Genomic DNA, 25,743 nt, shown 5'->3' with positions numbered 1-25,743 from the left:
TGCGAAGCAGACACACTACCGGTCTTATTACTTCGGTATCGTTACGCGTGAGCGCCCTAAGCCTGATTTTTCTCAATGGACCGGCGTTTTTACCAGCATCGATGTCCGGCTTTGTAGGGTCTGCATGGGCCTCCTGCATTCTGGCTGAGGATGTATACACTTGTTCGGGAAGAAATAACGCCCGTACGAGTGTCAACCTGCAGAGCACGGCAGCAGTCCCAAACATTCGCGTAATCCTTGATCCAACCTACATTCGCAGCAACTCAAATGCCGTTTCTCCAAATGGTTACGGCCTATATGTCAAATCAGATTCCGGGCGCGGTGGGATTGATCTTACGCAGGGGGCTGGAAGTACCGTTATGGGCGGTAATCTGGGCCTGTTTGTCTCCAATGCAGCGGCGGCCGCGACCGCCGTTACGCTTTCCGGCGACGTGACCAGCACCGCAGGCACGGCGGTGGACGTTCGCGGTGGCGAGGGTGATCTCACGTTTGAGCAACGACAAGGCTTGATTTCTGGCAATCGAAGTGGCGCGTCGCTTTCTGGAAAGTCCGGATCTGTAAATGTTCGCATTGGAGGTGAGATTAGGGCGGAGCGCGATTTCGGCCTTTTCGTGAACTCTGGCGCGTCCGGCGACAAGATGTCCGTCGAACTAACTCCAGAGACCAGTATCAGGAGCGCCAGCACCGGCAGCAGTCCGGTCGTCAGGCTCTATCACAGCGGTAGCGGCCAGCAGTCGATACGAGCCGACGGAGCAATAACTGCCGGTGGGCCGAACAACTATGGAATTGAGGTATTGAACGCTGCTAGCGCTGAAACGCTGCTTTTCAGTCAGGCGAACACCGGTTCCGTTAAGGCCGCATCCACCGGGATACTTGTGTTGAATTCGGGTGGCGGGGCAACCGAAATGGACGCTCACGGGACGGTCGAGTCCACTAAAGGATACGGAATTTTCGTCGATAACGGCGTACGCACCACAGACCTCATCGTCAGAGCCTCTGGAAAAGTCGACTCTGCGCTCGCGGGCGTGGTTGGTCGACAAAGAGGATCCGGTGCCACAGACATTGCAGTTTCCGGTGACGTTACAAGCACAACATCCGTCGGCCTGCAGGTTGAACATGCAGGACAACAAGGCCTCTCAGTCAAACAGACAGCGGGAACAATCACCGGACATGTCTTGGGGATCAATGTTAACAACAGGGGCCCTGCCGACACCTCCGTCAGCCTCGGTGGCGATGTTGTCGGAAGTGTTCAGGTGTTCAACAGAGGCAATGGAAACATCAGATTCACGCAGGAATCCGGATCGATCAACAGGACACTTGCGGCGGGCAACGTCGCCATCAACGACGCAGGCGGGACTGTCGATTTTCTTGATGGCGCTGGATTGCATGTCGTCAATTTTTCACATGGGTCCACGACCATCGAGCTTGCCGGCGACGTAACGGCATCCCTTGCGGGCGTTGCGGCCAGGAACACAGTCGCTGCATCCTCTCTCATCGTCGTGCAGAAATCAGGCGTCATTGAAAGCGCGGGGACTGCGATCAATCTCGGCCTGGCAGGAGACATCGCACTGGACATCAACGGAATCGTGAAAGGTGGATCCGGGTCTGCAATCGATATACTGGCCCCGATCAATGCCGCCGTTGACATTCGCGCGAACGCCATTGTCAGCGCTACCTCGGGCACAGCAATACATAATCCAGACGTCATTATTGGTGGTAGGCCGTTCGGCGGCGATCTTGTCGTTCGGTCATCCGGAACCGTGACCGGTGATAGCAACCTTCTAGGTGGAAACGACCGGTTCGAACTTCTGGGTGGCCGCTATAATGGCAATATCTACGGTGATTATGGCGATCATCGTGATACGACTGATAGGGTCGACACAGATATTCCGGCCGGGGACGATACATTTATATGGTCGGACGGCACACTGGTGGGCGGCTTTTATGGCGGCCAGGGCTCTGATCGTGCTGAGATAAGTGCTGCTGGCTATGACGGAACCCAGACGCTCGACGGTGGCGACGATACGTCCATTGCAGACGGTATGATTGATACACTGCGCTTCAGTGGCATCGCAGCCACATCTACAGGCGACAAGATCATCAACTGGGAAGATGTCCGGTTGGATGCGTCGAACCTCAACATCAGTAATGGCGCATGGGCTGTCGGCACGGTCGATCAACCGGAAACCGGTATTGCCCTATCCAACAATTCTACATTAAACGGCATGACTGGACTTCGCCTGACTTCGAATCTGGTGATCGACAACACGTCATCCTTCGTCGGACAGGGTGGTGGACAGGGCCATTTTGCCATTGCCGGCACTGTCAGCAATGCGGGCACAATTACAACGCAGGACGGCAGAACTGGCGATCGTGTCGAGATTGTCGGCAATTATGTTGGAGACGGGGGTCGGCTTGCACTCGATACCGTACTGGCAGACGACAGCTCATCGACCGATCAGCTGAAAATCTCCGGTGATGTTACAGGCAACACACTGGTGAGCGTTCGGAATACTGGCGGCGGTGGTGCGCAGACACAAAATGGCATTCGGATCATCGAGGTTGGCGGAAACTCTGCCAGCGATGCTTTCGAACTCGACGGTAGTTTCCAGTTCAATGGCAGACCGGCCGTTGTGAGTGGCGCTTACGCCTATCAACTCCGCCAAGGCACGGTTGATGGGAGCAGTATGCAGGACTGGTATTTGCGCTCGGAAGTAAAGGACTCACCCACTTCTGTTCCAAACCAAGAACCGCAGCGTCTTTTCCAACCCGGTGTTTCGGTCTACGAGGCTTATCCAAAAGTTCTGCTTGGAATGAATGGACTGCAAACGCTACAACAGCGCGTCGGCGCCTCCGAGCAAGACCTTGTAGAAAAGGCGGATCGCTTAGTAGGATTTTGGACGAGGATAGAGGGATCTCACACTCGCATGAATCCTTTTTCGTCGGCGACCGAAGTGAGCTACAGACAGAGTTACGAGAAGCTTCAGACAGGCGTCGCTGGACAGGCTCTTGACACAGATCGCGGTCAATTGCTTGCCGGTGCAGCCGTTCACTATGTGCAAGGCGATGCTAGTACCACCTCGCTTCATGATGGCGATTTAGGAGGCGGCCGAATTCTCACGGATGGTTACGGCTTCAGCGGCTCGTTAACCTGGTACGATGATCATGGGTTCTATGTCGACGCACAAGGGCAAGCCACATGGTATCGGAGTGATTTGAGTTATAATGGCGATACCAGCAAACTGGCCGATAGTGTTGATGCATTTGGTTATGCGTTCTCGGTCGAAGCTGGCCATGAGATTCCACTGAGCAGGGCTTGGACGCTTGTTCCGCAAGCACAGCTTATCTATTCGAGTGCGAGTATCGATGGCTTCACCGACGTGTTCGAAACGCCGGTGGGATTTGGTAAAAGCGAAAGTATCCAGAGCCGACTTGGTCTTGGGATCAACCATGATCTGACTTGGCAGGGTGTCGATGGGCTTACGAGTAGGCTTCGGCTGCACGGAACGGCTGATGTTCATTATGCCGTTGCCGACCGCGCGCGCGTGTCTGTAGCGGATATCCCCGTGGCTCAGCGCAACGATCGACTCCTTGCGGGCCTAACCGCTGACGGCTCTTACAGCTGGGACAATGACAGGTTTTCCCTTTATGGAGGCGCGGAGATAAAAGGCAGCGTCGAGAATGTCGCCGACAGCCACTCGCTTAAAGGGTACACAGGATTTCGTCTGACTTGGTGACCGGCGTAGTTTGGCTGTGGAGGTATGAAAGGACAGATCGTATATGCTTAATGCCTAGTCTTGACTCATCAAAGCATGTAGCGCAAGTTCTAACCGAACCTGCTTTAATGAAGCATTAGTTGCTTTAATTGAGCGGTTGTGACCCGCACCCAACGTGCCTAATTTCCGGCATTGGTAGCAAAGACCACTAAAGCGTCTCACGGTTCTGAACGGGAACAGAAAAATCACTTCGATATGCCGCTGTCGCTTACTTGTCCGTGATAGATTGCGAACTTAGCTGTCGTTGGGCCCGTTGCGCACCACGCCTGTGATGACGGCACTTTCCATGTAAGCGCGACTAGAAAGCATCAGGTATCGATTAAATGGCGGTTTTCATGGCCACAGGCTCCAGAGGCGTATATTCGATCTCTTGACGGAGATGCTGGCTCAGGAAGTCGGCGACCTCTGTTCCCTTGAGCACCTCAACGCTGAGGAAGTAGTTAGCGCCGCCGTGCTTCACTGGCTCGCTGAATATCTCAACGCGCCAAGCTGGTGGCGTCACCGGTTCAGTTGCAGGCTTCGCTACTATGGTTGCTGCAAATTCCGTATCATCTTCCGGCGAAGGCAAAACAAGTCTACTCTGACGTGCTAACGGGCGCCATGAAAACAGATAGTTTGCACGCACGCCGTAGCGACGGCAACTTCCTGCACCGTCACGCCAGGGCGCAAGCTTTCCGGAACGCTCCGGGCTTTCAGGTCAGCTGGCTACTGATGATGGATGTCACGCTTACTCTGATTCGTTGAGTGAAACTCCATTCGAGCTCCATGGAGAAACTCCGTTCTGTCCATTCGCTGACTCTCAGTGACAGAGTGCAAAATCAAACAGAATGTGAGCCAGAACACCGGTTACCATCTAGGATCCGATGGCCGATCTGTTTTACATCCCACGCACGACATAACTTCCTGCCACCATCGCAATTGCGCGCGGAGGCGAAAAGCCTTTTGGCGCAGAGCGGCCGAGCATTAGAAGTGTCTGCGGACAGCATTATTTGCTGACCCTTCGTTCATTAAGTTTACGATGCCGGTAGAAGTCATCAGGGGCGAAGGTGTAGAGCCGAGTTAGGTGGTCCGGTTGTCAGGACGAGATAAGAGCTGTCGTACTTCATGCTTGATCAAAATTTTATGATTGCGCATCTTTACCGCTCTTCGCTTCTACAAAAGAGCCTGATAATGTATGGACATCCGGAAATACATAGACGTATTCTATGGATGGCCTTTAGTGGTCGAGATTGGGTCGGTTATCGCCGTTCACAGAACGGTAGTCTCGGAGGCGCCATCATTGGAGCAATTCGTGGCTATGCGCCTGTCTCCACCGGCGATCAGGATGTCGCCCTACAAACTATGCGGCTTGAACAGGTCGGTGCGATCAAGGTGTTCACGGACGGCAAGTCAAGAAAGTTCATGGATCGGCACGGTCTCGCGACCGGTTGCTTACGCTCGTGCTGGCGACAGACTGGCGATCGGCCTGCTCGACCGCCTTGGCCGGTCGTTGACTGAACTCCTCGAAACTGTGAAGATGCTTCAAGAACGACAGCTCGATTTGTTAAGCATTGAAGATAAGCTCGATACGTCGTCAGCCGCCGGCGAGCTAATTTTTCATGCCTTTGGCGCCCTTGCCCGGTTTGAGAGCCAGCTATTTCCAAGCGGACCAAAAATGGTTGTGTTGCAAACTTTTCGCCAGTGGACGCCTTGATAGTATCTTGGCTTTTAATCGGCTGAGTATTTTAGATGCTTAAAGGTCGCCATTTTGATAAATCCGTCATTCTTCTGTGTGTTCGATGGTACCTGGCTTACAATGTGAGTCTGCACAATCTGAAGGAATTGATGGCGGAACGTCGCATTGATCTCGATCATTCAACCATCCTTCGCAACCGGTGGAAAAAATTGGTCCTCGTCAGACAAAAGCATCGATTCAGTACGATTAAAACGATCGAAAGTTTCAATAATAATGCTCATTACATCCTACCTGCGCCAACTAAAGTAAAGAATTGAGACTGGTACAGGATCGTGCTGCCAGCTTCCTGCATCGTGGGGCACTAACGACACGAGTGAGAGAATACAATAAGTGTCATACCGTTACGCGACCTCTTCGAAGGCCATGTCGAGCGTGTAGCGAAGTAAATTTCCCCTATAGAAACCGCGCTTTTTCAGCGTGCGTAGCGTGTCCAGCGCAGCCTATCGCTAGCGTTGTACGAAACCGCTAAAGATAGAATAAGCGATCTGGTCAGGCGTTTTCAATGATAACGCACGTACGCTTGTAACTCCCCTGTATCCGTTGGATGCTTTTGGGAAAGTATTTTTTAGGGTATTGCTTAGCAGGATAAGGTGCGAGGAATTTGACACTAAAAAGTAACCATTGTCCGATCCGCGCAATAGTCTCTAATAATCGATTTAGTACATAAAGCATTCTGCAGCATGGTACAAGCCGCAAATAGAAAGCTTAAATAATGCGCGTGCTATTCTTTGAGTGAACCACTGAATCGTCTTTAATCAGCCAATGAGAATGTCATATGGTATACCGCCCACATTCCCAGAAATCAGTATTCGAACTCGAAGCAATTTTTGACGGTTCGTCATCTGATCCGCGAGTGGTCCATGAGCTTTTCAGGGAGCTTATGTATCGAAAAACTGCTAGGGCGCGCGCCTTGGAGAGAAAGCTGGAGAGGGTGAGTTCTGCGAATAGCAATATGATATCAAAGGCTAGGCAGAAGTCTTTGAAATCGAGGCCCCGCCGTGCAAAAGGCGTCGAAGAGACAATGCAGATCGATGCCCCGATGAGTAGTAATGCATCTTACAAAATTGGCGACGCACGTGGTAAACCAAAGGCGGGGATTACCCCACGTTTGCCGCCAGAACCACCGGGAGTATCCACATACGCTGTTAAGCGATGGCTAGACAAGGTTCGAAGCTTGCTTCGTAAATTGTAAGTGAATTTATAAGGGAAGACTGAAGCACCGTCGCAGGCTACCTTCAGGGCGGCGCCGAACCTGAGGTGGAAAACTTGTGAAGATTGGAGAAGCTACCCGAAGTGCATCATGCCATTTGTGAGGTTATCTGATTGGAAAAGTTACCCCAACTGCATCATGCCGGCGGTGAGGGTATCTGATTAAGCTGCTTCCTGCAAAAGTTTAGCAAACACCTCTGCGGGCGTCTTAAATCCAAGACACTTGCGCAGCGTTGCATTGAGATTGTGGGCGAGGGCAGTCAACTGAGCCTGGCTGACCTGCGCCAGATCCGTATTGCTAGGTAAATACCGTCGGATGCGCTTGTTGATGTTCTCAATAGTGCCTTTTTGCCAGGGTGAATTTGGATCACAAAACCAGCTTCTTGCCCCCATTCCATCCTCCAAAGCCCTATAACCCATAAACTCGGAACCACGATCAAAGGTAAAACTGCGGCGTGCATGATAAGGCAGCGCTGCAAAGGCCTGAATGATTTTGTTGATGATAGGCTTTGAGTGCCGACTGCTGTTTTTAATGATGACGCAGTAACGACTTTTGCGTTCAACAAGTGTCATGACATTGGCTTCTCCGAGGTCACGATCAAAGATGATCAAATCACCCTCCCAATTGCCGAATTGCAGACGATTGCCAATAAAATCAGGACGTTGATGAATGCGAAACGCTTCTGGAATGCGGGAGCTGCGCGATCTTCTGGTGCCGCGTGGGCAGCGCTTTGTGCGCATCTCGGCCAGATGCTCATACAGCTTTAACCCATATTCTTCCTTTGAGTAAATGAAGCGATAGATCGTTTCTGCACACAGTCGTATCGCGCTCAGACCATGGCTAACCAGTCGACCGCAGATCTGCTCTGGCGACCAATGGGCTTCCAATTGTTCAATGACGAGCTTGCGCAGTTCTGGATAACGTCTGAGCTTGCGCAACCGTGTTCTGCGGTCTTTGCTGATATTGTCGGCAACAACGCTGTGATAGCCATTATAGTCTGGTATCTCAGTGTCCCGAAAGCTGTTGCGCTTGATCTCGCGATAGATCGTCGAGCGATGACGACCCATCAGCCGCGCAATGTCGCCGAGAGGGACTTTGAGCTATTAAAGTTCGAAAAGACGGCGGCGTTCACGCAAAGTGATCTGTGAATAGCAATTCGACATCCAATTTCCTCCATGGCTAACCTCATGAATTCATTGGCATGTTGCAGTTTAAAATAGAATGTACCCCTCTTACACGTCTTGTCAAAGCTGATTAGAGATGCGACGCCACTGGCCCGTTAGAAATGCGACACCGACTCGTCGGATCAGCCCCCGACCGGACCGGCTGGGTCGGGTTGCAAGGGTAGGGAGGGGGCGGGTGATGGAACACTCCTTCGGCTTTAGCTTCCTTAGCCGTCAACGCAGCTTTGCGCCAAAAGCGGCCTTTATTTGGCCGCCTCCATTCGAGCAAGTGCTTTTTGTCGTTTCGCAATCACTTCCGGATCGTTCATGAAATCCGTCCGCCGACTCGGTTTGCGCTCGCGCTTCTGATACCCGTTGCTCTGGCTGCCGTCAGGGATCTCGAACATACTGTTGACCTGTCCGGTTCGGCGCGGACCGTGTTTGCTGCGCTGTAGATCGCGGCCTGCCTGTATCTGGGCAACCAGTGACAGCATGTCGTCCAGCCGCTTGTTCTCAACCACAGGCGACCCATGAACCGAGCGCAAAGTATCGAACGTTTTGTAGGGCAGGGTGAAACTCTCGTGCATGGTCTCTAGGCGGCCATCGGGATAGTCGCAGACTATGACTTTCTGACCGGCGAGCGCCGTTGCACGTTCGGTCGGATCGAGGATGAAGATCACCTTGTCATAGCGAAGCGTCAGTGACTGAGACAGCGTGCGGACTTCCTTACGGCACATTGCGCCGTCAAGGTTCTCATGCGCGGCGAGGGGACGATGCATATCCTTCGGATTACGTGGTAGCTTGCCGAAACAAGCGTTGAAATCGGCAATGAATTCCGGAGCGTAGTGGTTGGCAGCTTCCATGGCGTCAATACCGCGAATCCGTAATTCCTTGACCAACCGATCCTGCAGCGTCTGGTTCGCACGTTCAACCCGGCCCTTTGCCTGCGGGGTGTTGGCGCAAAAGATATCGATGTTGAGTTCATAAAGAGCACGTCCGAACTGCGTCAGACCACTGGTTCGATCTTTCTGCGAAGCGTGGGTAGAACGAAACACGCCGTGCTTGTCGCTGTAAAAAGCCAGCGGCTTACCCCATTGTTGCAAATAAGCTTTTGTCGCATGCAGATAATCAAATGTGTTCTCAGATCCGGCAAAACGCAGATGCAGCAGCTTTCCGGTGGCGTCATCGATGTAAACGAGGAGAGCGCATTTGGGGCCGCGGTTCTCGAACCACCAGTGATGCGATCCGTCGATCTGCACCAGTTCGCCAAAGCAGTCGCGTCGGCCGCGTGGCTGAAAGACGCGCTTCTTGCGTTCTTTCCGTGAGACCCAGATACCGGCCTCTGTCATCCATTGTCGTAGCGTTTCTTTGCCGATCGCCAGCTGGTGCAGCTCAATCAGCTTCTCGCGTGCCAGCGTCGGACCGAAATCAGCATATCGTTCTCTGACCAGATCGAGAACGGCGGTGCGAATATCCTCGCTATGACGCCGGTTGCTTGGTTGTTGGCGTTTCTTCGAGACGAGCCCGGATGTGCCATCGGTCTCCTATGCCTTCAACAACCGGTGCATCTGGCTTCGGCTGAGGCTGAGCACACTGGCGGCCTGGACTACACTCAGGCGACGATCATGAATCTTCTGAATAATTTCAAGGCGATGCAATTCTTTCTGCGACATGGTGATCAAAAAGGACATGGCAACTCCGAGCGCTCCTAACCGAAGTCAGGCTGAACATAGTTGCATCCTTGCTCCCAACGTTGACATTGACCAGTGCGTAGAGAAGCGAGACTGTCGCATTTCTAACCGGCCCAACTGTCGCATTGCTAAATAGCTCTTACATGTCTCGATCACATAATAGACATTTTGTGCTGGATCGTAATCGAGGCCGGAAATGCCGCCAAATTCCAGGCCATTGAGTTTCAGACCAGTCGGCAGAACAAATTCGCCAATCAGAGCAGGGGCCTTATCTTGTGCAAAGCCGGGCATAGCTGTGCTGAGCAGAAGTGCAGCCAAAGGAATGATCGAGAGTGTAATGCGCATCATTTGTCACCTGTCTGATTGATCCGCAGACAATTAGTTCATGTTTTTTACAAACGGATGAAACAGGGGCATGAAGCGCCTATTCAAAACCGCCCGTCATTCATAATAGCCGGCAAACTAAGTTTTATGAATAAATCGGCTGGCTGTTATACCAGTGTCATCTAGCTTTCTTATTTGAACCCCCACACGCATTAAACAGTGGGGATTTCTGATATGCGCAAACTGCTTCTTGCTCTCGCTTCGGCAACCATGCTGACGACTGCGGCTGGTGCTGCAACCGTCTATCCGATTGACCGGGCGACAATTCTTGTCAATTCGCCATTCGATTTCAAGGTTGAGTTCGATAAGGTCGTCAAGCCGGAAGACGTGAAGGTCACGGTCAATGGTCAGGACTATGAGGCTGTATTTGGCAGCAAGGCCGAGTTTACCGCTGAAGAAAAAGGCGCTGAAGACAAGGTTCTGGGCTCCGCTCTGATTTTGCGCGGCCTGAAAATCGGCAAGGCTGGCGATTATAAGGTTGAAGTCTCTGCTGGTGATGAAACCAAGTCAGTCAACTGGGATGTTTATTCGACCGGCAATGAAGCCAAGGCCAAGAATATCATCTTCCTGATTGCCGATGGTCTTTCGGTCGCTCACCGCACGGGTGCCCGCATCATGTCGAAGGGCATGACTGAGGGTAAGGCCAATGGCCGTCTGAACATGGACGATATTCCGCCAGTCGCTTTCATCGGCACTTCGTCGACCCATTCGATAGCAACCGACAGTGCCAACACCATGTCGGCTTACATGACGGGGCATAAGTCGCGCGTGAATGCACTTGGCGTCTATGCCGACCGCACGCCGGATAGCCAGGACGATCCAAAGGTCGAAACCATTGCAGAAGCAATGCGTCGCGAAACCGGCAAATCGATTGGTATCGTTTCGACCTCGGAGCTTCAGGACGCAACTCCCGCTGCGCTGGTCGCACACACACGCAAGCGTTCCGACAAGGCCGATATCGTCAGCATGATGTATGACGTGAAGCCAGACGTGCTTTTGGGTGGTGGTTCGGCTTACTTCCTTGCCAAGGACGTTCCGGGTTCCAAGCGCAAGGACGACAAGGATTACATTCAGCTGTTCAAGGATGCAGGTTACGCGCTGGTCACAAGCAAGGACGAGCTTGCTTCATCAGCTACGTCCAATCAGGACAAGCTGCTTGGTCTTTTCCACACCGGCAATATGGACGTGACGCTTGATCGCGAGTTCCTCAAAAAAGGCACCGTCGACAAGTTCCCGAACCAGCCGGGTCTGGTCGAAATGACCAAGACGGCTTTGGAAAAGCTCTCTAAGAATCCAGAAGGCTTCTTCCTGATGGTTGAAGGCGCATCGGTCGACAAGATGAGCCATCCGCTTGATTGGGACCGTGCGCTGGTCGAAACAATCGAGTTCGACAAGGCGGTGGGCGTTGCTCGTGAATTCGCTGAAAAGAACCCGGATACGCTGATCATTGTCACCGGCGATCATACCCATGGTGTTGCGATCATTGGCACGGTCGATGATGAAAAGCCGGGCGATGAAATGCGCGAAAAAGTCGGCACTTATGACAATGCCGGTTTCCCGAACTACGAAGACACCAATGGTGACGGATATCCGGATCGTGTGGATGTATCGCGTCGTCTGTTCCTTTCGGCCAATAACGGCCCGGATCATTACGAAACCTTCCGCCCGAAAATGGATGGCGCTTTCGTACCGGCCGTGAAGAATGAAAAGGGCGAATATGTAGCCAACGAGGCCTACAAGGACGTTCCGGGTGCGGTTTTCGTTCAGGGCAATATCCCGAAAGAAGATGACACCGGCGTTCACGCTGTCGATGACGTTGTTTTGCAGGCAACGGGTCCCGGTTCCGAAGGTCTGCGCGGCTACATGGAACAGAGCGACGTTTACCGTGTGCTGGCCGACACCTTCGCGCTCGGCAAGGCAAAGTCCGAGTAATCATCGTTTGAACGAGGGCAGGCGGGCAATCCGCCTGTCCACTTCTCTTCAGGAGGACAAGATGCGCACAGGACCGCATTTCAATCGCAGGCAACTGATGCTTGGTGCATTGGCAACCGCGCCCTTGATGTGCATCGCAAACAGGGCACATGCCGCAGAGCAGCTTGGTTTCGATAATCTCTATAAGAGCTTTGGCGTGCTGGGTCTTGAGTTTTCCGATCAGGTCAAAAGCGCTTCCGGCAAGGAAGTGGCGATCAGCGGATTTATGGCGCCGCCACTCAAAGCCGAAGCGAATTTCTTCGTTCTGACCGAAATTCCGATGTCGATCTGCCCGTTCTGCTCGTCGGATTCCGATTGGCCGGATAATATCATGGTGGTTTATCTGGCATCCAAACAGACATTTGTGCAGTTCAATGCGCCTATCCTGACGCGCGGTACGCTTGAATATGGCTCGTGGACTGATCCTGAAACCGGCTTTGTCAGTCAGCTTCGCCTGCGTAACGCTTCTTTCAAAACGGTCTGATGATGATGCTCGCCAAGCCTTCCGGGCTTTCGCTCGATATTGCCAATCTGGAAGTGCGATTTCCGGGGCTGGCTTTGCCTGTCCTTTCCATTGAAAAATTCAACCTGATTGCTGGCGGTCATCTGGCGATCACTGGAGCATCCGGCTCGGGCAAAAGCACGCTGGTCAATGCCATAACCGGCCTTGAGCCTGTGAAGACCGGGAAAGTCGTGTGGGGCGAAACGGAAATCAGCAGCTTGTCTTCTTTCAGGCGCGATGCGTTTCGTGCGCGCAACATCGGGCTGGTGATGCAGGACTTTCATCTGTTTCCCGGCCTGTCAGCACTCGCCAATGTGCTTTTGCCGCTCAAACTAAGCCGCGGCGTGAAAACTGCTGATCGCGAGCGGGCGCTCAACTTGCTTGTAACAGTTGGCATTGCGCGTCCCGCACAACATATCGAAACCCTGTCGCGTGGCGAGATGCAGCGTGTGGCCATTGCGCGTGCGCTTCTTTCAAAGCCCGGTGTTATCGTGGCCGATGAGCCGACTGCAAGTCTGGATCAGAAAACCGGTGCCGATGTTGCCGAGCTTCTGGTGCGGCTTGCGACCGAAGAAAAGGCGACATTGGTTGTCGTCACGCATGATCCGCAGCTGATGCAATATTTGCAGCGCCGCATTCGCCTTGAAGGCGGAAAGATTGCAAGTGACAGCACGGAGATGGAATTGTCATGATCGCATTCATTCTTGCCGATCTGCGCCGTTTCTGGAGTGGTGCCGTCGCCATCATCGTTCTGCTGGCTTTGTCGGTTGCTTTAAGTTCGGTCGTAACCTTGCAGGAACGGGCTGTGCGGCTTGGCACGGCGCGTGCGTCGGATAAATTCGATTTGGTGATCGGTGCGGCAGGAAGCGACACGCAGCTTACACTTTCGTCGGTCTTTCTGCAGCCGTCGCCCTTGCCTCTGATGTCTGGCGCGATGCTGGGCAAACTCGCCAATGACAACCGCGTGGCTTTCGCGGCACCTCTCGGCTTTGGCGACAGCGCTATGGGCTTTCCGATTGTCGGGACAACAACCGCGCTCATTTCTGTCTTGTCTCCGCAGCTTGCCGAAGGCGCGCAGTTCGCGCGTTTGGGCGAGGCGGTGATCGGTTCCGCAGTTGATTTGCCTGTTGGTGCCAGGGTCAACCCAATGCACGGCACAGTCGAAACCGGCGGACACGCGCATAGTGAAGTCAGCTATCAAGTAGCTGGAAAAATGGCGCTGACTGGAACGGCGTGGGATCGTGCCATTCTTGTGCCAATTCGCACGGTCTGGCAGCTGCATGGCATGGAAGCGCATGAAGAGCACGACCATGCTGATCATACTGAAAAGTCAGGCAACGGATTTGGCGTTCTGGTCAATGAAAAGCCACACGATCATGATCACGAGATCGACATCAATGCACCGCTTGACGAGGTTTTCGATGCCGATAGCCCCGGCGTTCCAGCTATTCTTGTCAAGCCGAAGACAATTGCTGATGCTTATCGGCTGCGGCAGGAATATCGCTCTGACCGTACATTGGCGATCTTTCCGGCAGAGGTTCTCACAAGGCTTTATTCAACGCTGGGCGATGCCCGCAGTCTGCTGCTGGGGATAGCGGTCGGCACGCAAGGCATTGTGGTATTCGCCTTGTTGCTGGTTGCGGTCATGCATATCGGCGCGCGCAAACGCCAGATTGGCGCGTTGCGGGCACTGGGCGCGCCGGTTCGCTCTATCATGGCGATCGTCTGGGGCGAGCTGTTCTTCCTGCTACTGCTTGGAATCGGCCTGGGACTGGCACTCGGCTATGCCGTCGCAAATGCCATCACATCATGGCTCACGGCAACCACGGCGGTTAAAATGCCAGTGGAATTCGCGATGAGCGATGTCTGGCTTGCGGTGGGCTTTATCATAGTTGCGGCGCTGGTTTCGCTGGTCCCCGCACTGATGACGCTCCGCATGAGTGCGGCATCAGCTTTGCGTTCGTGATTTAGAAAAGCGGTTGGCGAGGTTCGCTGCGGTGCAATTAGTTATTGTGCACCCGGTAGCCCATTCGAATAGGCTTCCATTTCAGTTGCAAAAACCCATCCCTGTGGACAACCGCGATAGTTATTCTGGCTATCCATCTGGCAGTTACCCATCGTCTTTTGATAGTTTTCAGGAAGTGACCGGGGCTTCTTGCACAGCTCTTCGCCTTTACACTCTGGACCATGGTCCATTGGGAGCGCCATGACGTAATACTCTTTATCTGTGGCGTTCACTTGTGCCGCCGCCTTGATGCAAACCAATTGTTCGGGAGCCAACGCCCCCTCTGTTTTACCTTCCGTACCTGTTGTCGCGACATCTTTCCGCAGAGACACAGGCTTCTCGTTTATCCGACCAAAGTAAGCTGCAATTGCGCAGTCGCTATAGATCCGCACGTTGTAATAATCGCCGCTTTCAATATTGCCGGCAGTGCAATCATCATTATTTTTTGCATCGCAACTGATACCGGCGGACTGCTGCAGTTCAGTACGCTCTTTGGCAGACAGATCTCCCGAGTTCGATGACGCGGCCAGAGCTTGAGAAAAAAGCAGGGATACCAAGCTTAGACCAAACGCAATTCCGCAAGACCATTTCTTAATGTTGATCACTTTCGAACTCCAGGGATGTTAGTTGGCGTTAGCGATACATAAATGAATTGCTCCCACAGCGCCACATCGTGGCTCTTGAAAAAATCCAGCTAGGGCACATCCCGAAAAGTGGCACCGGTTTTCGGAACAAGATGTGCGTAAAAACAGAAAAGATCGCGCATCTCACCTCAGACAAGGGACAGGTTTGATCTGGTTTGCGCAATTGCCTTTCGGACGCCTGTAACCAGCCGTTTGCCTGTATTCGCGCAAAAGAAATGCAATTTATCGGCAGCCGCGGTTAATTGCATATGATCGCTAATCGCGAGGTGAGGCGGGAAGGCTGCAGTTATGCGCTGCTCTCCAACCATGCCATGCACAAGCCGCTGGGCGCCAAGTTCTTCGATATGATCAAGGTTGAAGCTGATGGCATTCGCGCCGTCCTGCGCAGGAACAAGATCTTCCGCCCGGATACCGACCGTCACCGGACCAGATGCCGGCAGAGTTCCTGAAAGCTGCAAGACCGCCTCACCGATCATCAGTCGGTCGCCTTCACGATGGGCATTGAGCAAGTTCATGGCAGGCGAGCCGATAAAGCTTGCGACAAATGTGGAGGCCGGATTGTGATAGACCTCAAGCGGGGTTCCAATCTGCTCGATGCTTCCTTTGTTCAACACGACCAGCCGATGCGCGAGTGTCATGGCTTCAAGCTGATCATGCGTCACGTAAAGCGAGGTTGTGCCGAGCCGTCTTTGCAGACGCTTGATTTCTCCGCGCATTGTTACGCGCAGTTTGGCATCGAGATTGGATAGTGGTTCGTCAAAAAGGAAGACGGAAGGCTTGCGCACGATTGCGCGCCCCATGGCAACGCGCTGGCGCTGACCACCGGACAGAGCTTTTGGCTTGCGATCAAGATAGGGTTCAATTTCAAGCATACGCGCTGCTTCTGCAACCCGCGTCTCGATTTCGGCCTTTGGCGTTTTGCGGTTACGCAAGCCATAGGCCATATTGTTATAGACGCTCATATGCGGATAAAGCGCATAGTTCTGGAACACCATCGCGATGTCGCGATCTGCAGGTTCAACCTCATTGACCACGCGACCGCCAATGCTGACTTCTCCGCCTGAAATGGTTTCAAGACCAGCGACCATCCGCAGAAGCGTGGATTTTCCGCAGCCCGACGGCCCGACCAGAACGATGAATTCGCCTGCACGGATATCGATGGAAACGCCTTTTACGGCCTCCACGCCACCCGCATAGACCTTCTTAATGTCTTTCAGAATAATCCCGGCCATTTTTCTCCATTCCTGGCAAGCTGCGGGATATTGTTCGCGCTTGCCATATCTGCTCAATCACAATTGCTAATCAGATAGCTTCCAGCGTCAGCTGGTCACGCTGTTCAAGCCATTCGGTGGTCGCTTCACTTGCTGCACGGGCCGCATTTTCCACCGTCATTCCCTCCAACATTGCGGAGATAAGACTGGCTGAAAAATGATCGCCTGCGCCGATTGTGCTTTTCACCCGCGCATGTCGCATGGGTTGAACGGTTTGGGCTTCCTTGCCGTCATAGATAGTGATGGAGCGCGCACCGTCCGTCATGACGAGATGTTTCAATCTTGCGCAGCATAAGACGGACGCTTTTTGCCAGAGTGCATTGTCGTCGAGACCGGGAAAGTCGCCGCGCGAACCAATCATGAGATCAGCGGGGCGAGGCGCGGATGTTTCCGAAAGGGGAAATTGCGACGCAACCAATGCAATGGAATTCAAAGCGCTGATGATCTTCGCATCAGGGTTGAAACAGTTGATATAAGCGGTGTCCGCGTCCGCTTCCCCGTCGAGCATGAACTGTCGCATAGGACCGTCATGCGCCGTTAGGATCGTGCGTTCGCCCGATGGCTCCAGAAAAATCTCGGTGAGGTGGGTCGCGGCGTCGCGCGACATGACATGCCGCATGTCGAAACCAATGGTCGCAAGAAACTGCCGCGCTTCGCTTCCCAGTGCGTCATTGCCAAGCGAACTGACCAGCGCCACGTCATGCTTCAATTTGAGAAAAGGTAAGCCGGTGAAGTATCCGCCGCCACCAAGTGTAACCTCGCGGTTGCGCCACGAAATGCGCGCGCCCGATTGAAGAGGTCCCGTCAGTTCCCAGATGCGGTCATGGTTGAGATGAGCGATAACCAGAATACGCGCCATTATTTCTCTCCTGCTCCGGCAGAGAATGCTTCAACGATGTAGCGTTGCGCCAGAAGAAACATGCCGAGCACCGGTAACACAGATAGAAGGCTGGTCGCCATCAACGGTCCCCATGGCGTTTCTGCGCCATCGACATCGGCAAACATCGCAATACCGGTGGTAAGGGTCTTTCGTCCCGTATCTTCAAGAACAAGTTGGCCCCAAAGATAGATGTTCCAGGCGCCCATAAAGGAAATTACGGAAAGGGCGGCAATCGCCGGAAGCACATTGGGAATGGCCACATCCTTGAATTGCTTCCAGATTCCGCACCCGTCGATGCGCGCTGCTTCGAACATTTCGTCGGGTAGCGAACGGAACGACTGCCGGAAATAGAAGACATAGAAGCCAATATAGGGGATCGAAGGGATGATCATGGCCGAATAGGTATCGAAGGCCTGTATCTTAACGACTGCGATATAGGTGGGAATGATTGCGAGAACGGTCGGAAAGGACATGGTGGCAATCACCACCCAAAACAGGAAATGTTTGCCGCGAAACTCCATTCGGGCAAAGGCATAGCCTGCTGGCAGACTGATGATGAGCTTGCCCAGCGTGATAGCCCCCGAGGTGATGACCGAATTAAACAGCCACCACCAGATCGGATAGCGATCCGCCGCAAGCTGGAAATTCGACAAAGTCATCTGCTCAGGCCAGAACCGCAAAGCTTTCTGGGCAATCAGTGCATTGGGTGTGAACGCAGATGTCACCATCCATAGCAATGGAAACAGCGTGATGAGCGACAGCACAATGAGTAGAATGTGAAGTGTGCCACGCTGCAGCGTGGCGCTGAAAGAATTGGCGGTCATTGGTAATGCACCCGCTTTTCGCCGAAGCGGAACTGCGCCCATGTGATGAGAAGAACCGCAACAATGATGACCATGGCGACGGCACTTGCTCTGCCAAACTGGAAGAACTGCAAACCCTGTTGCCAGAGGAAGTAGAGAAGATTTGAGCTACGGCCCGCTGGCCCGCCACTTGTCAGCACGTCAACGACGCCGACAATATCGTCGAGCACCGAAAATACGGTCGTGACGGAAATGAAGAACGCAGTCGGCGTGATCAGCGGCAGCTCGATGGTGAAGAAGCGTCGCCATGCGCCAGCACCATCCAGCCGCGATGCCTCGCGCAAGGATTGGGGGACGTTGGCAAGTGCTGCAATCCACAGCAGCATGTTGAGACCAAAGCTCTTCCAGAAGGTGACGACTGATACAGATAAAAGCGCCAGACTGGGGTCCATGTGCCACATCGACGTGGGCAGTCCGAACCAGACCAGCACTTCATTGAAGAGGCCATTGACCGGATTGAGCAACCACGACCATGTTACGCCAGCGACCGAATAGGCCAATATGGTTGGCAGAAAGAACGCCCCGCGATAGACGCGTTCGAGTTTCGAGCCCTGCACAGCATGGATCATCACCGCGATGATGAGCGGCAGAATGATCTGGGCCGGAACAAGAATGACGCAATAAAGCACCGTGTTCCACGCCGCGAGCTGGAAATCGGCATCAGCAAAGATGCTTTTATAATTATCGAACCCAACGAAGCTGACATCGGTTGAAAGCAGGTTCCAGTCGACAACCGACAGAACAGCCGAGGCTACAATCGGGCCATACAGGAAAATGATGACTGAAAGGACGGCTGGCCCCGCGAATATCCACGGGGCCAGTTTTGTAAACAGACGTTTCGACATTTCGCGTCAGGCATCCACCAGCACAGTTGCAAGTTCGTCGTGAGCCGATTTGAGACCGGTTTTGATGTCGGTCTCTTTCGTCAACATGCGCGAAACCCACTTGCGCCAGATGTTCTGGCCTTCGAGACCACGCTTGCCCGGCCAGATGGTTTCGGCAGTCAAACCGTCTTGCAACTGTCCTGCTGCTGGTTTCATGAAGTCGTTGATCAGCGGAATATCGTGAACGGATGTGTTGAGATAGCCGACTTCCGACCAGATTTTCTGACCTTCCGGCGAGGCGCAGAATTCGAGGAACGCAAGTGAAGCCTTGGCCTGTTCGTCGTTCTTTGCATAGACGGCGAGGAAATTTCCGCCACTGTTCATATTGCGGGCATGGCCCGGAACGCCCGGGAAGCGCGCGGTGATCGCCTTGGCATTACCAAACGGGAAGCTGGCAGCGCGTGTCGAGCTTGTGGTGCAGATCGCAAGCGCGCCAGCTTCAAAAGCGGCATCCTGCTCCTTGCCGCTGACGGGTGTCCAGAGACCCTGATGGGCTGGCTGGCAGAATAGCTCCATGCCTTTTGCGGCCTCATCGCTGTTCAGAGCGAGCTTGCCTGAAGGATCGATGATGTATCCACCAGCATTCTGTATGAAGGACTGGCTTGTCCATTCATTGTTGGAAAGAGCGAGTGCTGAACGATAGGTCGCGTGTTTGCCCTTGAGCTTTTCATCGAGCGTGCGCGCGGCATTATAAAGCCAGTCGGTATCCGGATATTCCGGCAGGTTCGGATCCAGCCCGGCTTCAGCCCAAAGTGCGCTATTGATGAAAGTGATTGGTGTGGACATGGCCCATGGCAGGCCGATCACCGCATCATCGATTGTGACCAACGGCATCAGCGAAGGAACGAAATTCGCAATGATGGCCTTTGCCTTGGTTGCATCGATTTCGGTGAGATCGCGTGCGCCAAGGGTGCGGCGTGCGAAATATCCGAACTTCCAGCCCGTCACCATGATTGCTGGTGGCTTGCCCGCAGCAATACCGGCGAGTGCCTTGGCGGTCGCTGTTTCGTAATCGCCATCGAAACGGTTGGTGACTGTAACGCCGGTCTTCAGCGCATTGAAAGCATCAACGACTTTCTGGAACGGCTTGTCTGGTCCCCAGATGCTGGAGATTTCAATCTTGGCGTCGGCAGAAAAAGCCGAAGAGATGCCGAAGGTGCTTGTGGCTGCCAGTGCCGCTGAGGCTGTCAGAAAACTACGTCTTGAAAGTTCGACCATGTCCGTCACTCCTGTGTCCGATTTGGGCACAAACTATCGGGCATGAATGACACGCGAATTGTCGGTTTCGACCAGTCTTTGCGATAATTGCCCGTTTAATGACTGTTTGCGTGAAACTTTGTCGTATTCCTGTGAGATAAGCCCTGTAGGCCAGTCGCAGCTTAATAATTACAGGGCCGCACAATGGCACAAAGACCGATCCGCCCCTCCGACCGGCAGGACCGCATTCGCGATCGTCTCATCAGACTTGGTGATGCAACATGTGCAGAACTGGCCGGTATGTTTTCAGTTTCAGAAGAAACGATAAGGCGCGATCTCGCCTCACTGGAGGAGAAGGGTCAGGCGATGCGCGTCCATGGCGGAGCACGAGCGGTAACGGCGAAGGGGCTGCCACATATCGACTTGCGCATCGGGGCGGATAGGGAAGCCAAAGAGCGCATCGCGCGTCTTGCTCATGGCCTGCTTAGACCGGGAATGTCAGTGTTCTTCAGCGGCGGTTCCACCGCATTGGCGACCGCTTGGGAAGCGCGCCATGAACCGCCAATCATCGCGACCTCTTTGATGGTCGATATCATGATCGTGCTTGCGATGGGCGGACAGACGGACCTCACACTTTGTGGCGGTCAGTTCGACAAGCATTCCCGTGCTTCGTTTGGCTTTGAAGCGATGGAGATTATTTCACGGCGCGTTTTCGATATAGCCTTCATGGGCGCAAGCGGCTTCGATGTGGAACGTGGTTTGTTGGGGCCGTCAGATCGCCATTTGCAATTGGCGCAGGTTGTACGGCGTCAAACGAGAAAATTCGTCGTGCTTGCCAGCCATACCGCGCTGCAACGCTCGGACAAGTTTTCAATCCTGCCAACCTCAAGCATTGATCTTGTTATTACAGACCAGCCGCCGCCGAGTGCAGTTTATGCAGCCTTAGAGCGGGCAGGGGTGGAGATAATCTATTGATTTTATTCGGTAGGTATCAAACACCGTACTGCTTGCCGTGTGCTTACAAAGCGAAGCGGAATCTTAGGGCGCACCGCATTTCAAAACAATCTAAGCCCTTTCGTGCGTGAAAGGGCTTAGTTGAAAGGTCATGCGTCGGAGGGCTTGAGTTTCGAATTTACAGTCCGGCGCTGGTCAAGCGTGCGTTAATAGCATTGATGGCTTCGATGACAGCGCTCAATTGACTTCCATTGATCGCGTCTGTTGAACTACCATCTACTCTGCCGGCGGCAAGATTAGTAAGCGTTCGATAGAAAGTGCCGCTGATATCTCCTCCCGTGCCGCTTGATCCAATACTGAATGCTGCTCTAGGACGTTCCCCCGCAACCCTATATGCATGACCGGAAATTGTTATAGTCGGTGTGGAAACGACCGGATCAGTTACGCTGAGCGAACCTATTGCGACACTAAATTGATCGAAAGCGTAGCTTTCGGTGCCTATAGCGACCCCGGCCTCCCCCGATACCTGAGCTAGATAACCTATCGCGATGCTTGACTCTCCCTGATATTTGGAGTTGCTGCCTATCGAAATACTGCCGTCCGACCCAGATGCTTCGCTCGAAAGGCCTATAGATATGCTTTGTTGAGCAACTGCCATACTGCCATAACCAATCGCAATAGTGCTCTCATAGACAGCATTACTTTCTGCTCCGATTGCAGTGCTTTTGTCACCAATTGCATGGCTTTCAGCACCGATCCCTGTGCTGTCAATACCATGTGCTTTGCTGTTCGCGCCGCCAGCTATACTCCCATTACCGAATGCTTCACTGAAGATGCCTATCGCCGTACTAGACGAAGCTTTGGCTATGGTGAAATTGCCACAAACAGTGCTGAAGTCCCCTGAAGCCTCACTGTAGGCACCTATCACTATACTCCAGTCACCCGTAGCTCTGCTAAAGACGCCTGTCGCCAAGCTGTTTTTTATTGCAACGCTATTGGAACCTATCGCGGTACCACCATCTGATGCCGTGCTGCTGGAGCCATATGCGGCGCTGAAATCGCCATTTGCTACGCTGCCGTTTCCGTAAGCGGTACTGTCAGCTGCTGCGTTACTAGTGCGAGCCGCTGCAATGAAATCATTTTTCAATTTTTCAATATGTTCGCTCATTTTAATAACTCCAAATCATAATTTCTAAATATAAATTGTAAAACAAATAATTTTCGTCATTTTAAAACAGTAAAAACCAATGAAAAATAAGTCTTACGGAATTTATATCAAAGATTGCCGCATAATATTGGTGTACTTATAATTTAAACGGACAAAGTACGTGTGTTTTTCAGAATTTTTGTAAATTAAATTGCGCACAAAATCATAGTGACATTCGAAATGTATCGTTTCGGGGAAGAGCATCTCTTTCCATCCCTTCGCGTTAAGGAGCCTCTATTTCGCGACGAACATCACCCTTAAAAAGCACCTTTAGAGAAATTTGTGCGGATCGGCATCCTGACAGTTCTACCCAAAATATTGGGTGAGGTGGAGTGCCCGGACCCATGAAGGTCCGGGCAGATCTAACTCTTTATTTTTAAGCAATTACGAACGGAAATCCGGTTCCCGCTTTTCCTGCCTTGGCTTTAATGATGGCCCACCGGCTTTCCTGCATCTTTGGTCTTCACAAGCGAGACGATGACGCCCGTGCCAAGAATGACGAAGGTGATACCCAGCGACCAGGCAGGCGGGAATTTTTCCCACCCCATGAGATCGGCAATGAACATTTTCGAGCCGATGAAGATCAGCAGGATCGACAGCGCATATTTAAGATAGGCGAAGCGGTGCAGGATGGCAGAGAGCGCAAAGAACAGAGCTCTGAGACCAAGAATTGCAAAAATGTTCGACGTGTAAACGATGAAGGGGTCGGTGGTGATGGTGAACACTGCCGGGACAGAATCGACAGCAAAGATCAGATCCGCCACTTCGATCATGATGAGCGCCAGGAATAGTGGCGTTGCGAAGCGTACCATCTTGCCGGTCGCACTGTCTTTCAACCGTACGAAGAAGGCATTGCCATGCAGTTCATCCGTGACACGCATGTGTTTGCGGGCAAAGCGCAGCAGCGGATTGCGGCTCATATCCGGCTCATCATCTTCACCCGAAAACAGCATCTTGATGCCGGTGATGATGAGGAACACCGCGAAGAGATAGAGAACCCAGTGATAGTTCGCGACGATTGTGGCGCCAAGACCGATCATGATGCCACGCAGCACGATAACACCAAGAATGCCCCAGAAAAGGACCCGATGCTGGTATTTTCGAGGAATAGCGAAGAAGCTGAAAATCAGCGCGATGACAAAGATATTGTCGAGGGCCAGCGTCTTTTCGACCACGAAGGCGGTAAGATACTGCGCCGTTGCCTCGCTGCTTAACTGCCACCAGACGAAGCCGGAAAAAGCCAGTCCGAGTGTGATGTAGAAAGCCGACATTTTCAGGCTTTCACCGATTTCGATCTCATGGTCTTCCTTGTTGAAGACGCCAAGATCGAGCACCAGCAAAGCCAGAACAATGCCGATAAACACCAGCCACATCCAGACAGGTGTTCCCATAAAAAGTGATGTAAAAAGTTCCATATCCGACCTCTGTTCAAAATATCACAAGGTCGGCTGGGGATTTCCGGGCTGACCTCGAGCGCGCTCGAAGTGGTCCGACATCACGGTTTGAAAAAACCGCCAGAGGGGCCCGGTCCACTCTCCAACAGTTAGTAAGCGAGATCTGAGTTTCAAGCCGGGCTTGGAATTTTTCTTTTAGCGGGTCAAAACCGTAGTCTGTGTTGGCTGCTGAATAGCTTGGAGCAACTCACTCGGATCAATCGGTTTGTGAAGCAGCATATAACCGCTTGCGGAAGCTTCGCGCAGCCGTTCGGGCGAGGTGTCGCCGGTGAGGATAATCACCGGCAGTTTGCGCCCAAGATGTTTGAACAATCTGCTGGCTGCTTCCGTTCCGATCATCCCGCCTTCAAGGCGGTAGTCGACGATGATGAGATCTGCAGCAGACTGTGCTGCGGTTTCATCAGTCTGCCAAGCGACAAATGTTTCGTCCGCATTGCGCCCCGCATAGGCGCGATATCCCCAAACATCCACGAGACCGGACAGCGCATCCAATACGGTGCTTTCGTCATCGACGATGAATATGTTTCCACCAGTTTGAGGGATGTTCTGTATTGTCTTTTCAGATTGGCGCTGGTCGTTGACGAGCGGAACCATGATCGAAAACATCGACCCCTTGTCCGGCTGAGACACCAGACGAACTGGATGACCGAGCAGTTCTGCTGTTCGCTTCACGATGGACAAGCCAAGACCCAAACCCTTGTCGCGATCACGTTCAGGATTATGAAGCTGCACGAACTCTTCGAAAACTGTGACGTGTTGGCTTACCGGAATTCCCAGGCCGGTATCGAATACCTGTATCTCGACGTTATCGCCTCTGCGGCGGCAGCCAAAAACGATCCGCCCGCTTTCGGTATAGCGAATGGCGTTCGTGATCAGATTGGCCAATATTTGCCGCAGCATCATCGGATCGCTGTCGGTATGATAGGAGCATTTCACCATCCGCCATTCCAAGCCTTTGCTTTCAGCAAGGCCTGCGAACTCGTTCTTGAGGTTGTCGAACAGATCGTTGATTGAAACGATTTCCCGGTTGGGCGTTACAATCTGTGCGTCGAGACGTGAAACATCGAGCAGCGCATTCAGCAGATAGCTGAGATTACCAACGACCTTTCTGATCTTTCCGGCGATGTTGCCAGCGTCTGTCGCATTGACATTTCCTCTGCTTGCCAGTGCGGCCAGTGTCGAATTGAAAAGGCCAAGCGCATGGACAGGCTGGCGTAAATCATGGCTGGCGGCTGCGAGAAAGCGTGTTTTGGCACGGTCCGCTGCCGCCACCCTGTCTCGTTCGCTCTTGAGCTGATCGACAAGCGTTTCGTTTTCAAACCGCAGCCGTATTGTTTCAGCCAGGTCCCGGTGGGTTACACGACCGTGATGGAAGTTGATGATGACGAGGCAGGCAACGAGGAAGAGATAGGCATTGTAGACTTCGCCCTGCGCCAGAATGCAATAGATCGTGCTCGGCAGCACTGTGGTAAACAGCGAACCGACAAGGACCGGCAGAAATGCAGATGAGGTGGGCACGGAACCGCATGTCAACCCTGTCATGACGATCATCGCAAAGGTCAGCAGATGCGGCTCGTTAGATACGAAACCGATCAACCCGAGTAGGCCCCAGTTCAAGCCCGATAACCACGAAAATCCGGCAGCAGTCCACGCCCATTTTGAATAGGAGTCCGGCGTTTTGGATCGGCGAAAAAAGCTGCGTGTGACGATGACACGGGTGATTGTGAGCAGGTAAACCGAAAGGCACCAGGCAATGAGCCATGCATTGGGAACTTTACCCCAGAAGAGCAGAAGCGAGGGTATTGGTACGAAGATATTGGTCAGCAACACCCCGGCCGAATGATTGTAAAGGATATTGACCAGCGCTTGCCTGATGCGCGCTTCATCGACAGGATTAACGCTCGTAGATTTTTCGTCTTTTTCAGAGAGCGCTAATGCGACCATAATGCTAT

At 52.9% G+C, this 25,743-nt stretch carries 19 protein-coding genes and 3 pseudogenes; 9 read left to right on the top strand and 13 right to left on the bottom strand.

Features of this window, described 5'->3' with window-relative positions; genetic code table 11:
* Positions 1-359 precede the first annotated feature (359 nt).
* Positions 360-3,737, top strand: a complete 3,378-nt coding sequence (locus QBD00_RS12305; protein ID WP_318579627.1) for an autotransporter outer membrane beta-barrel domain-containing protein — start codon at positions 360-362, stop codon at positions 3,735-3,737.
* A gap of 358 nt (positions 3,738-4,095) precedes the next feature.
* On the opposite strand, the gene QBD00_RS12300 is transcribed toward QBD00_RS12305, so the two are convergent.
* The gene (locus tag QBD00_RS12300; protein ID WP_318579626.1) at positions 4,096-4,344 is read right to left on the bottom strand and encodes a hypothetical protein; all 249 of its coding nucleotides are present in this window, start codon (positions 4,342-4,344) and stop codon (positions 4,096-4,098) included.
* 602 nt (positions 4,345-4,946) lie between these two features.
* On the opposite strand from QBD00_RS12300, the gene QBD00_RS12295 reads away from it, so the two are divergent.
* The 3 genes and pseudogenes from QBD00_RS12295 to QBD00_RS12285 form a co-directional block, all read left to right on the top strand.
* The gene (locus QBD00_RS12295) at positions 4,947-5,273 is read left to right on the top strand and encodes a hypothetical protein (protein WP_318579670.1); all 327 of its coding nucleotides are present in this window, start codon (positions 4,947-4,949) and stop codon (positions 5,271-5,273) included.
* A complete protein-coding gene (locus tag QBD00_RS12290; RefSeq protein ID WP_318579666.1) occupies positions 5,182-5,469 on the top strand; it encodes a recombinase family protein in 288 nt (95 codons plus the stop codon). The genes QBD00_RS12295 and QBD00_RS12290 overlap by 92 nt, the downstream gene beginning before the upstream one ends.
* Positions 5,470-5,504: 35 nt before the next feature.
* A pseudogene (locus QBD00_RS12285) lies at positions 5,505-5,654 on the top strand (IS6 family transposase); the annotation flags it as partial.
* A 1,228-nt stretch (positions 5,655-6,882) separates the two neighbouring features.
* On the opposite strand, the pseudogene QBD00_RS12280 reads toward QBD00_RS12285, so the two are convergent.
* From QBD00_RS12280 to QBD00_RS23620, 3 genes and pseudogenes are all read right to left on the bottom strand, one after another.
* Positions 6,883-7,884: pseudogene (locus QBD00_RS12280) on the bottom strand (IS30 family transposase).
* A gap of 263 nt (positions 7,885-8,147) precedes the next feature.
* Positions 8,148-9,575 (bottom strand): annotated as a pseudogene (locus tag QBD00_RS12275) (ISNCY family transposase).
* A gap of 27 nt (positions 9,576-9,602) precedes the next feature.
* The gene (locus QBD00_RS23620) at positions 9,603-9,920 is read right to left on the bottom strand and encodes a hypothetical protein (protein WP_412535015.1); all 318 of its coding nucleotides are present in this window, start codon (positions 9,918-9,920) and stop codon (positions 9,603-9,605) included.
* 213 nt (positions 9,921-10,133) lie between these two features.
* Between QBD00_RS23620 and QBD00_RS12265 the strand changes: the two genes are divergently transcribed.
* From QBD00_RS12265 to QBD00_RS12250, 4 genes are all read left to right on the top strand, one after another.
* A complete protein-coding gene (locus QBD00_RS12265; RefSeq protein ID WP_151091197.1) occupies positions 10,134-11,891 on the top strand; it encodes an alkaline phosphatase in 1,758 nt (585 codons plus the stop codon).
* Between the two features lie 61 nt (positions 11,892-11,952).
* Positions 11,953-12,414, top strand: a complete 462-nt coding sequence (locus QBD00_RS12260; RefSeq protein WP_264231547.1) for a hypothetical protein — start codon at positions 11,953-11,955, stop codon at positions 12,412-12,414.
* Positions 12,414-13,124 carry an ABC transporter ATP-binding protein gene (locus QBD00_RS12255; protein WP_318579625.1) on the top strand — a complete coding sequence of 237 codons (711 nt, stop codon included), beginning with the start codon at positions 12,414-12,416 and terminating at the stop codon, positions 13,122-13,124. Before QBD00_RS12260 ends, QBD00_RS12255 begins: the two co-directional genes overlap by 1 nt.
* Positions 13,121-14,398, top strand: coding sequence for an ABC transporter permease (locus QBD00_RS12250; protein WP_318579624.1), 1,278 nt, complete (start codon positions 13,121-13,123; stop codon positions 14,396-14,398). Before QBD00_RS12255 ends, QBD00_RS12250 begins: the two co-directional genes overlap by 4 nt.
* Before the next feature lie 41 nt (positions 14,399-14,439).
* Here the strand turns inward: QBD00_RS12250 and QBD00_RS12245 are convergent, their stop codons facing one another.
* The 6 genes from QBD00_RS12245 to QBD00_RS12220 all read right to left on the bottom strand — a co-directional run bounded on the left by QBD00_RS12245 (position 14,440) and on the right by QBD00_RS12220 (position 20,197).
* A complete protein-coding gene (locus tag QBD00_RS12245; protein ID WP_264231550.1) occupies positions 14,440-15,042 on the bottom strand; it encodes a hypothetical protein in 603 nt (200 codons plus the stop codon).
* A gap of 167 nt (positions 15,043-15,209) precedes the next feature.
* Positions 15,210-16,313 carry a sn-glycerol-3-phosphate import ATP-binding protein UgpC gene (locus QBD00_RS12240; protein WP_318579623.1) on the bottom strand — a complete coding sequence of 368 codons (1,104 nt, stop codon included), beginning with the start codon at positions 16,311-16,313 and terminating at the stop codon, positions 15,210-15,212.
* A 70-nt stretch (positions 16,314-16,383) separates the two neighbouring features.
* A complete protein-coding gene (locus QBD00_RS12235; protein ID WP_318579622.1) occupies positions 16,384-17,211 on the bottom strand; it encodes a PfkB family carbohydrate kinase in 828 nt (275 codons plus the stop codon).
* Positions 17,211-18,056, bottom strand: coding sequence for a carbohydrate ABC transporter permease (locus QBD00_RS12230; protein ID WP_318579621.1), 846 nt, complete (start codon positions 18,054-18,056; stop codon positions 17,211-17,213). Before QBD00_RS12230 ends, QBD00_RS12235 begins: the two co-directional genes overlap by 1 nt.
* On the bottom strand, positions 18,053-18,940 hold the full coding sequence (locus QBD00_RS12225) for a sugar ABC transporter permease (RefSeq protein WP_318579620.1): 888 nt from the start codon (positions 18,938-18,940) through the stop codon (positions 18,053-18,055). The genes QBD00_RS12230 and QBD00_RS12225 overlap by 4 nt, the downstream gene beginning before the upstream one ends.
* Positions 18,941-18,946: 6 nt before the next feature.
* Positions 18,947-20,197, bottom strand: a complete 1,251-nt coding sequence (locus QBD00_RS12220) for an extracellular solute-binding protein (protein WP_151091188.1) — start codon at positions 20,195-20,197, stop codon at positions 18,947-18,949.
* A gap of 183 nt (positions 20,198-20,380) precedes the next feature.
* Here QBD00_RS12220 and QBD00_RS12215 point away from each other — a divergent pair, with 183 nt between their 5' ends.
* Positions 20,381-21,151 (top strand): DeoR/GlpR family DNA-binding transcription regulator, encoded by a 771-nt coding sequence (locus QBD00_RS12215; RefSeq protein WP_318579619.1) that lies wholly within the window; start codon positions 20,381-20,383, stop codon positions 21,149-21,151.
* A 157-nt stretch (positions 21,152-21,308) separates the two neighbouring features.
* On the opposite strand, the gene QBD00_RS12210 is transcribed toward QBD00_RS12215, so the two are convergent.
* The 3 genes from QBD00_RS12210 to QBD00_RS12200 form a co-directional block, all read right to left on the bottom strand.
* Positions 21,309-22,298, bottom strand: a complete 990-nt coding sequence (locus tag QBD00_RS12210; RefSeq protein WP_318579618.1) for a hypothetical protein — start codon at positions 22,296-22,298, stop codon at positions 21,309-21,311.
* Between the two features lie 464 nt (positions 22,299-22,762).
* The gene (locus QBD00_RS12205; protein ID WP_318579617.1) at positions 22,763-23,752 is read right to left on the bottom strand and encodes a TerC family protein; all 990 of its coding nucleotides are present in this window, start codon (positions 23,750-23,752) and stop codon (positions 22,763-22,765) included.
* 174 nt (positions 23,753-23,926) lie between these two features.
* Positions 23,927-25,735, bottom strand: a complete 1,809-nt coding sequence (locus QBD00_RS12200; protein ID WP_318579616.1) for a hybrid sensor histidine kinase/response regulator — start codon at positions 25,733-25,735, stop codon at positions 23,927-23,929.
* Between the last annotated feature and the right edge of the window lie 8 nt (positions 25,736-25,743).

Origin of the sequence: Ochrobactrum sp. AN78, assembly GCF_029909885.1 — a bacterium.
In the GTDB taxonomy this organism is placed as follows: Bacteria; Pseudomonadota; Alphaproteobacteria; order Rhizobiales; family Rhizobiaceae; genus Brucella; species Brucella quorumnocens.
The sequence above is the reverse complement of the archived record's forward strand: the minus strand, read 5'-3'. Positions and strand labels throughout refer to the sequence as shown.

Coding starts and splice junctions, on each gene's coding strand:
- QBD00_RS12305 (WP_318579627.1), top strand. CDS start 360: ATGGGCGGTAATCTGGGCCTGTTTGTCTCCAATGCAGCGGCGGCCGCG.
- QBD00_RS12295 (WP_318579670.1), top strand. CDS start 4,947: ATGTATGGACATCCGGAAATACATAGACGTATTCTATGGATGGCCTTT.
- QBD00_RS23620 (WP_412535015.1), bottom strand. CDS start 9,920: ATGCGCATTACACTCTCGATCATTCCTTTGGCTGCACTTCTGCTCAGC.
- QBD00_RS12265 (WP_151091197.1), top strand. CDS start 10,134: ATGCGCAAACTGCTTCTTGCTCTCGCTTCGGCAACCATGCTGACGACT.
- QBD00_RS12260 (WP_264231547.1), top strand. CDS start 11,953: ATGCGCACAGGACCGCATTTCAATCGCAGGCAACTGATGCTTGGTGCA.
- QBD00_RS12255 (WP_318579625.1), top strand. CDS start 12,414: ATGATGATGCTCGCCAAGCCTTCCGGGCTTTCGCTCGATATTGCCAAT.
- QBD00_RS12250 (WP_318579624.1), top strand. CDS start 13,121: ATGATCGCATTCATTCTTGCCGATCTGCGCCGTTTCTGGAGTGGTGCC.
- QBD00_RS12240 (WP_318579623.1), bottom strand. CDS start 16,313: ATGGCCGGGATTATTCTGAAAGACATTAAGAAGGTCTATGCGGGTGGC.
- QBD00_RS12235 (WP_318579622.1), bottom strand. CDS start 17,211: ATGGCGCGTATTCTGGTTATCGCTCATCTCAACCATGACCGCATCTGG.
- QBD00_RS12230 (WP_318579621.1), bottom strand. CDS start 18,056: ATGACCGCCAATTCTTTCAGCGCCACGCTGCAGCGTGGCACACTTCAC.
- QBD00_RS12225 (WP_318579620.1), bottom strand. CDS start 18,940: ATGTCGAAACGTCTGTTTACAAAACTGGCCCCGTGGATATTCGCGGGG.
- QBD00_RS12220 (WP_151091188.1), bottom strand. CDS start 20,197: ATGGTCGAACTTTCAAGACGTAGTTTTCTGACAGCCTCAGCGGCACTG.
- QBD00_RS12215 (WP_318579619.1), top strand. CDS start 20,381: ATGGCACAAAGACCGATCCGCCCCTCCGACCGGCAGGACCGCATTCGC.
- QBD00_RS12210 (WP_318579618.1), bottom strand. CDS start 22,298: ATGAGCGAACATATTGAAAAATTGAAAAATGATTTCATTGCAGCGGCT.
- QBD00_RS12205 (WP_318579617.1), bottom strand. CDS start 23,752: ATGGAACTTTTTACATCACTTTTTATGGGAACACCTGTCTGGATGTGG.
- QBD00_RS12200 (WP_318579616.1), bottom strand. CDS start 25,735: ATGGTCGCATTAGCGCTCTCTGAAAAAGACGAAAAATCTACGAGCGTT.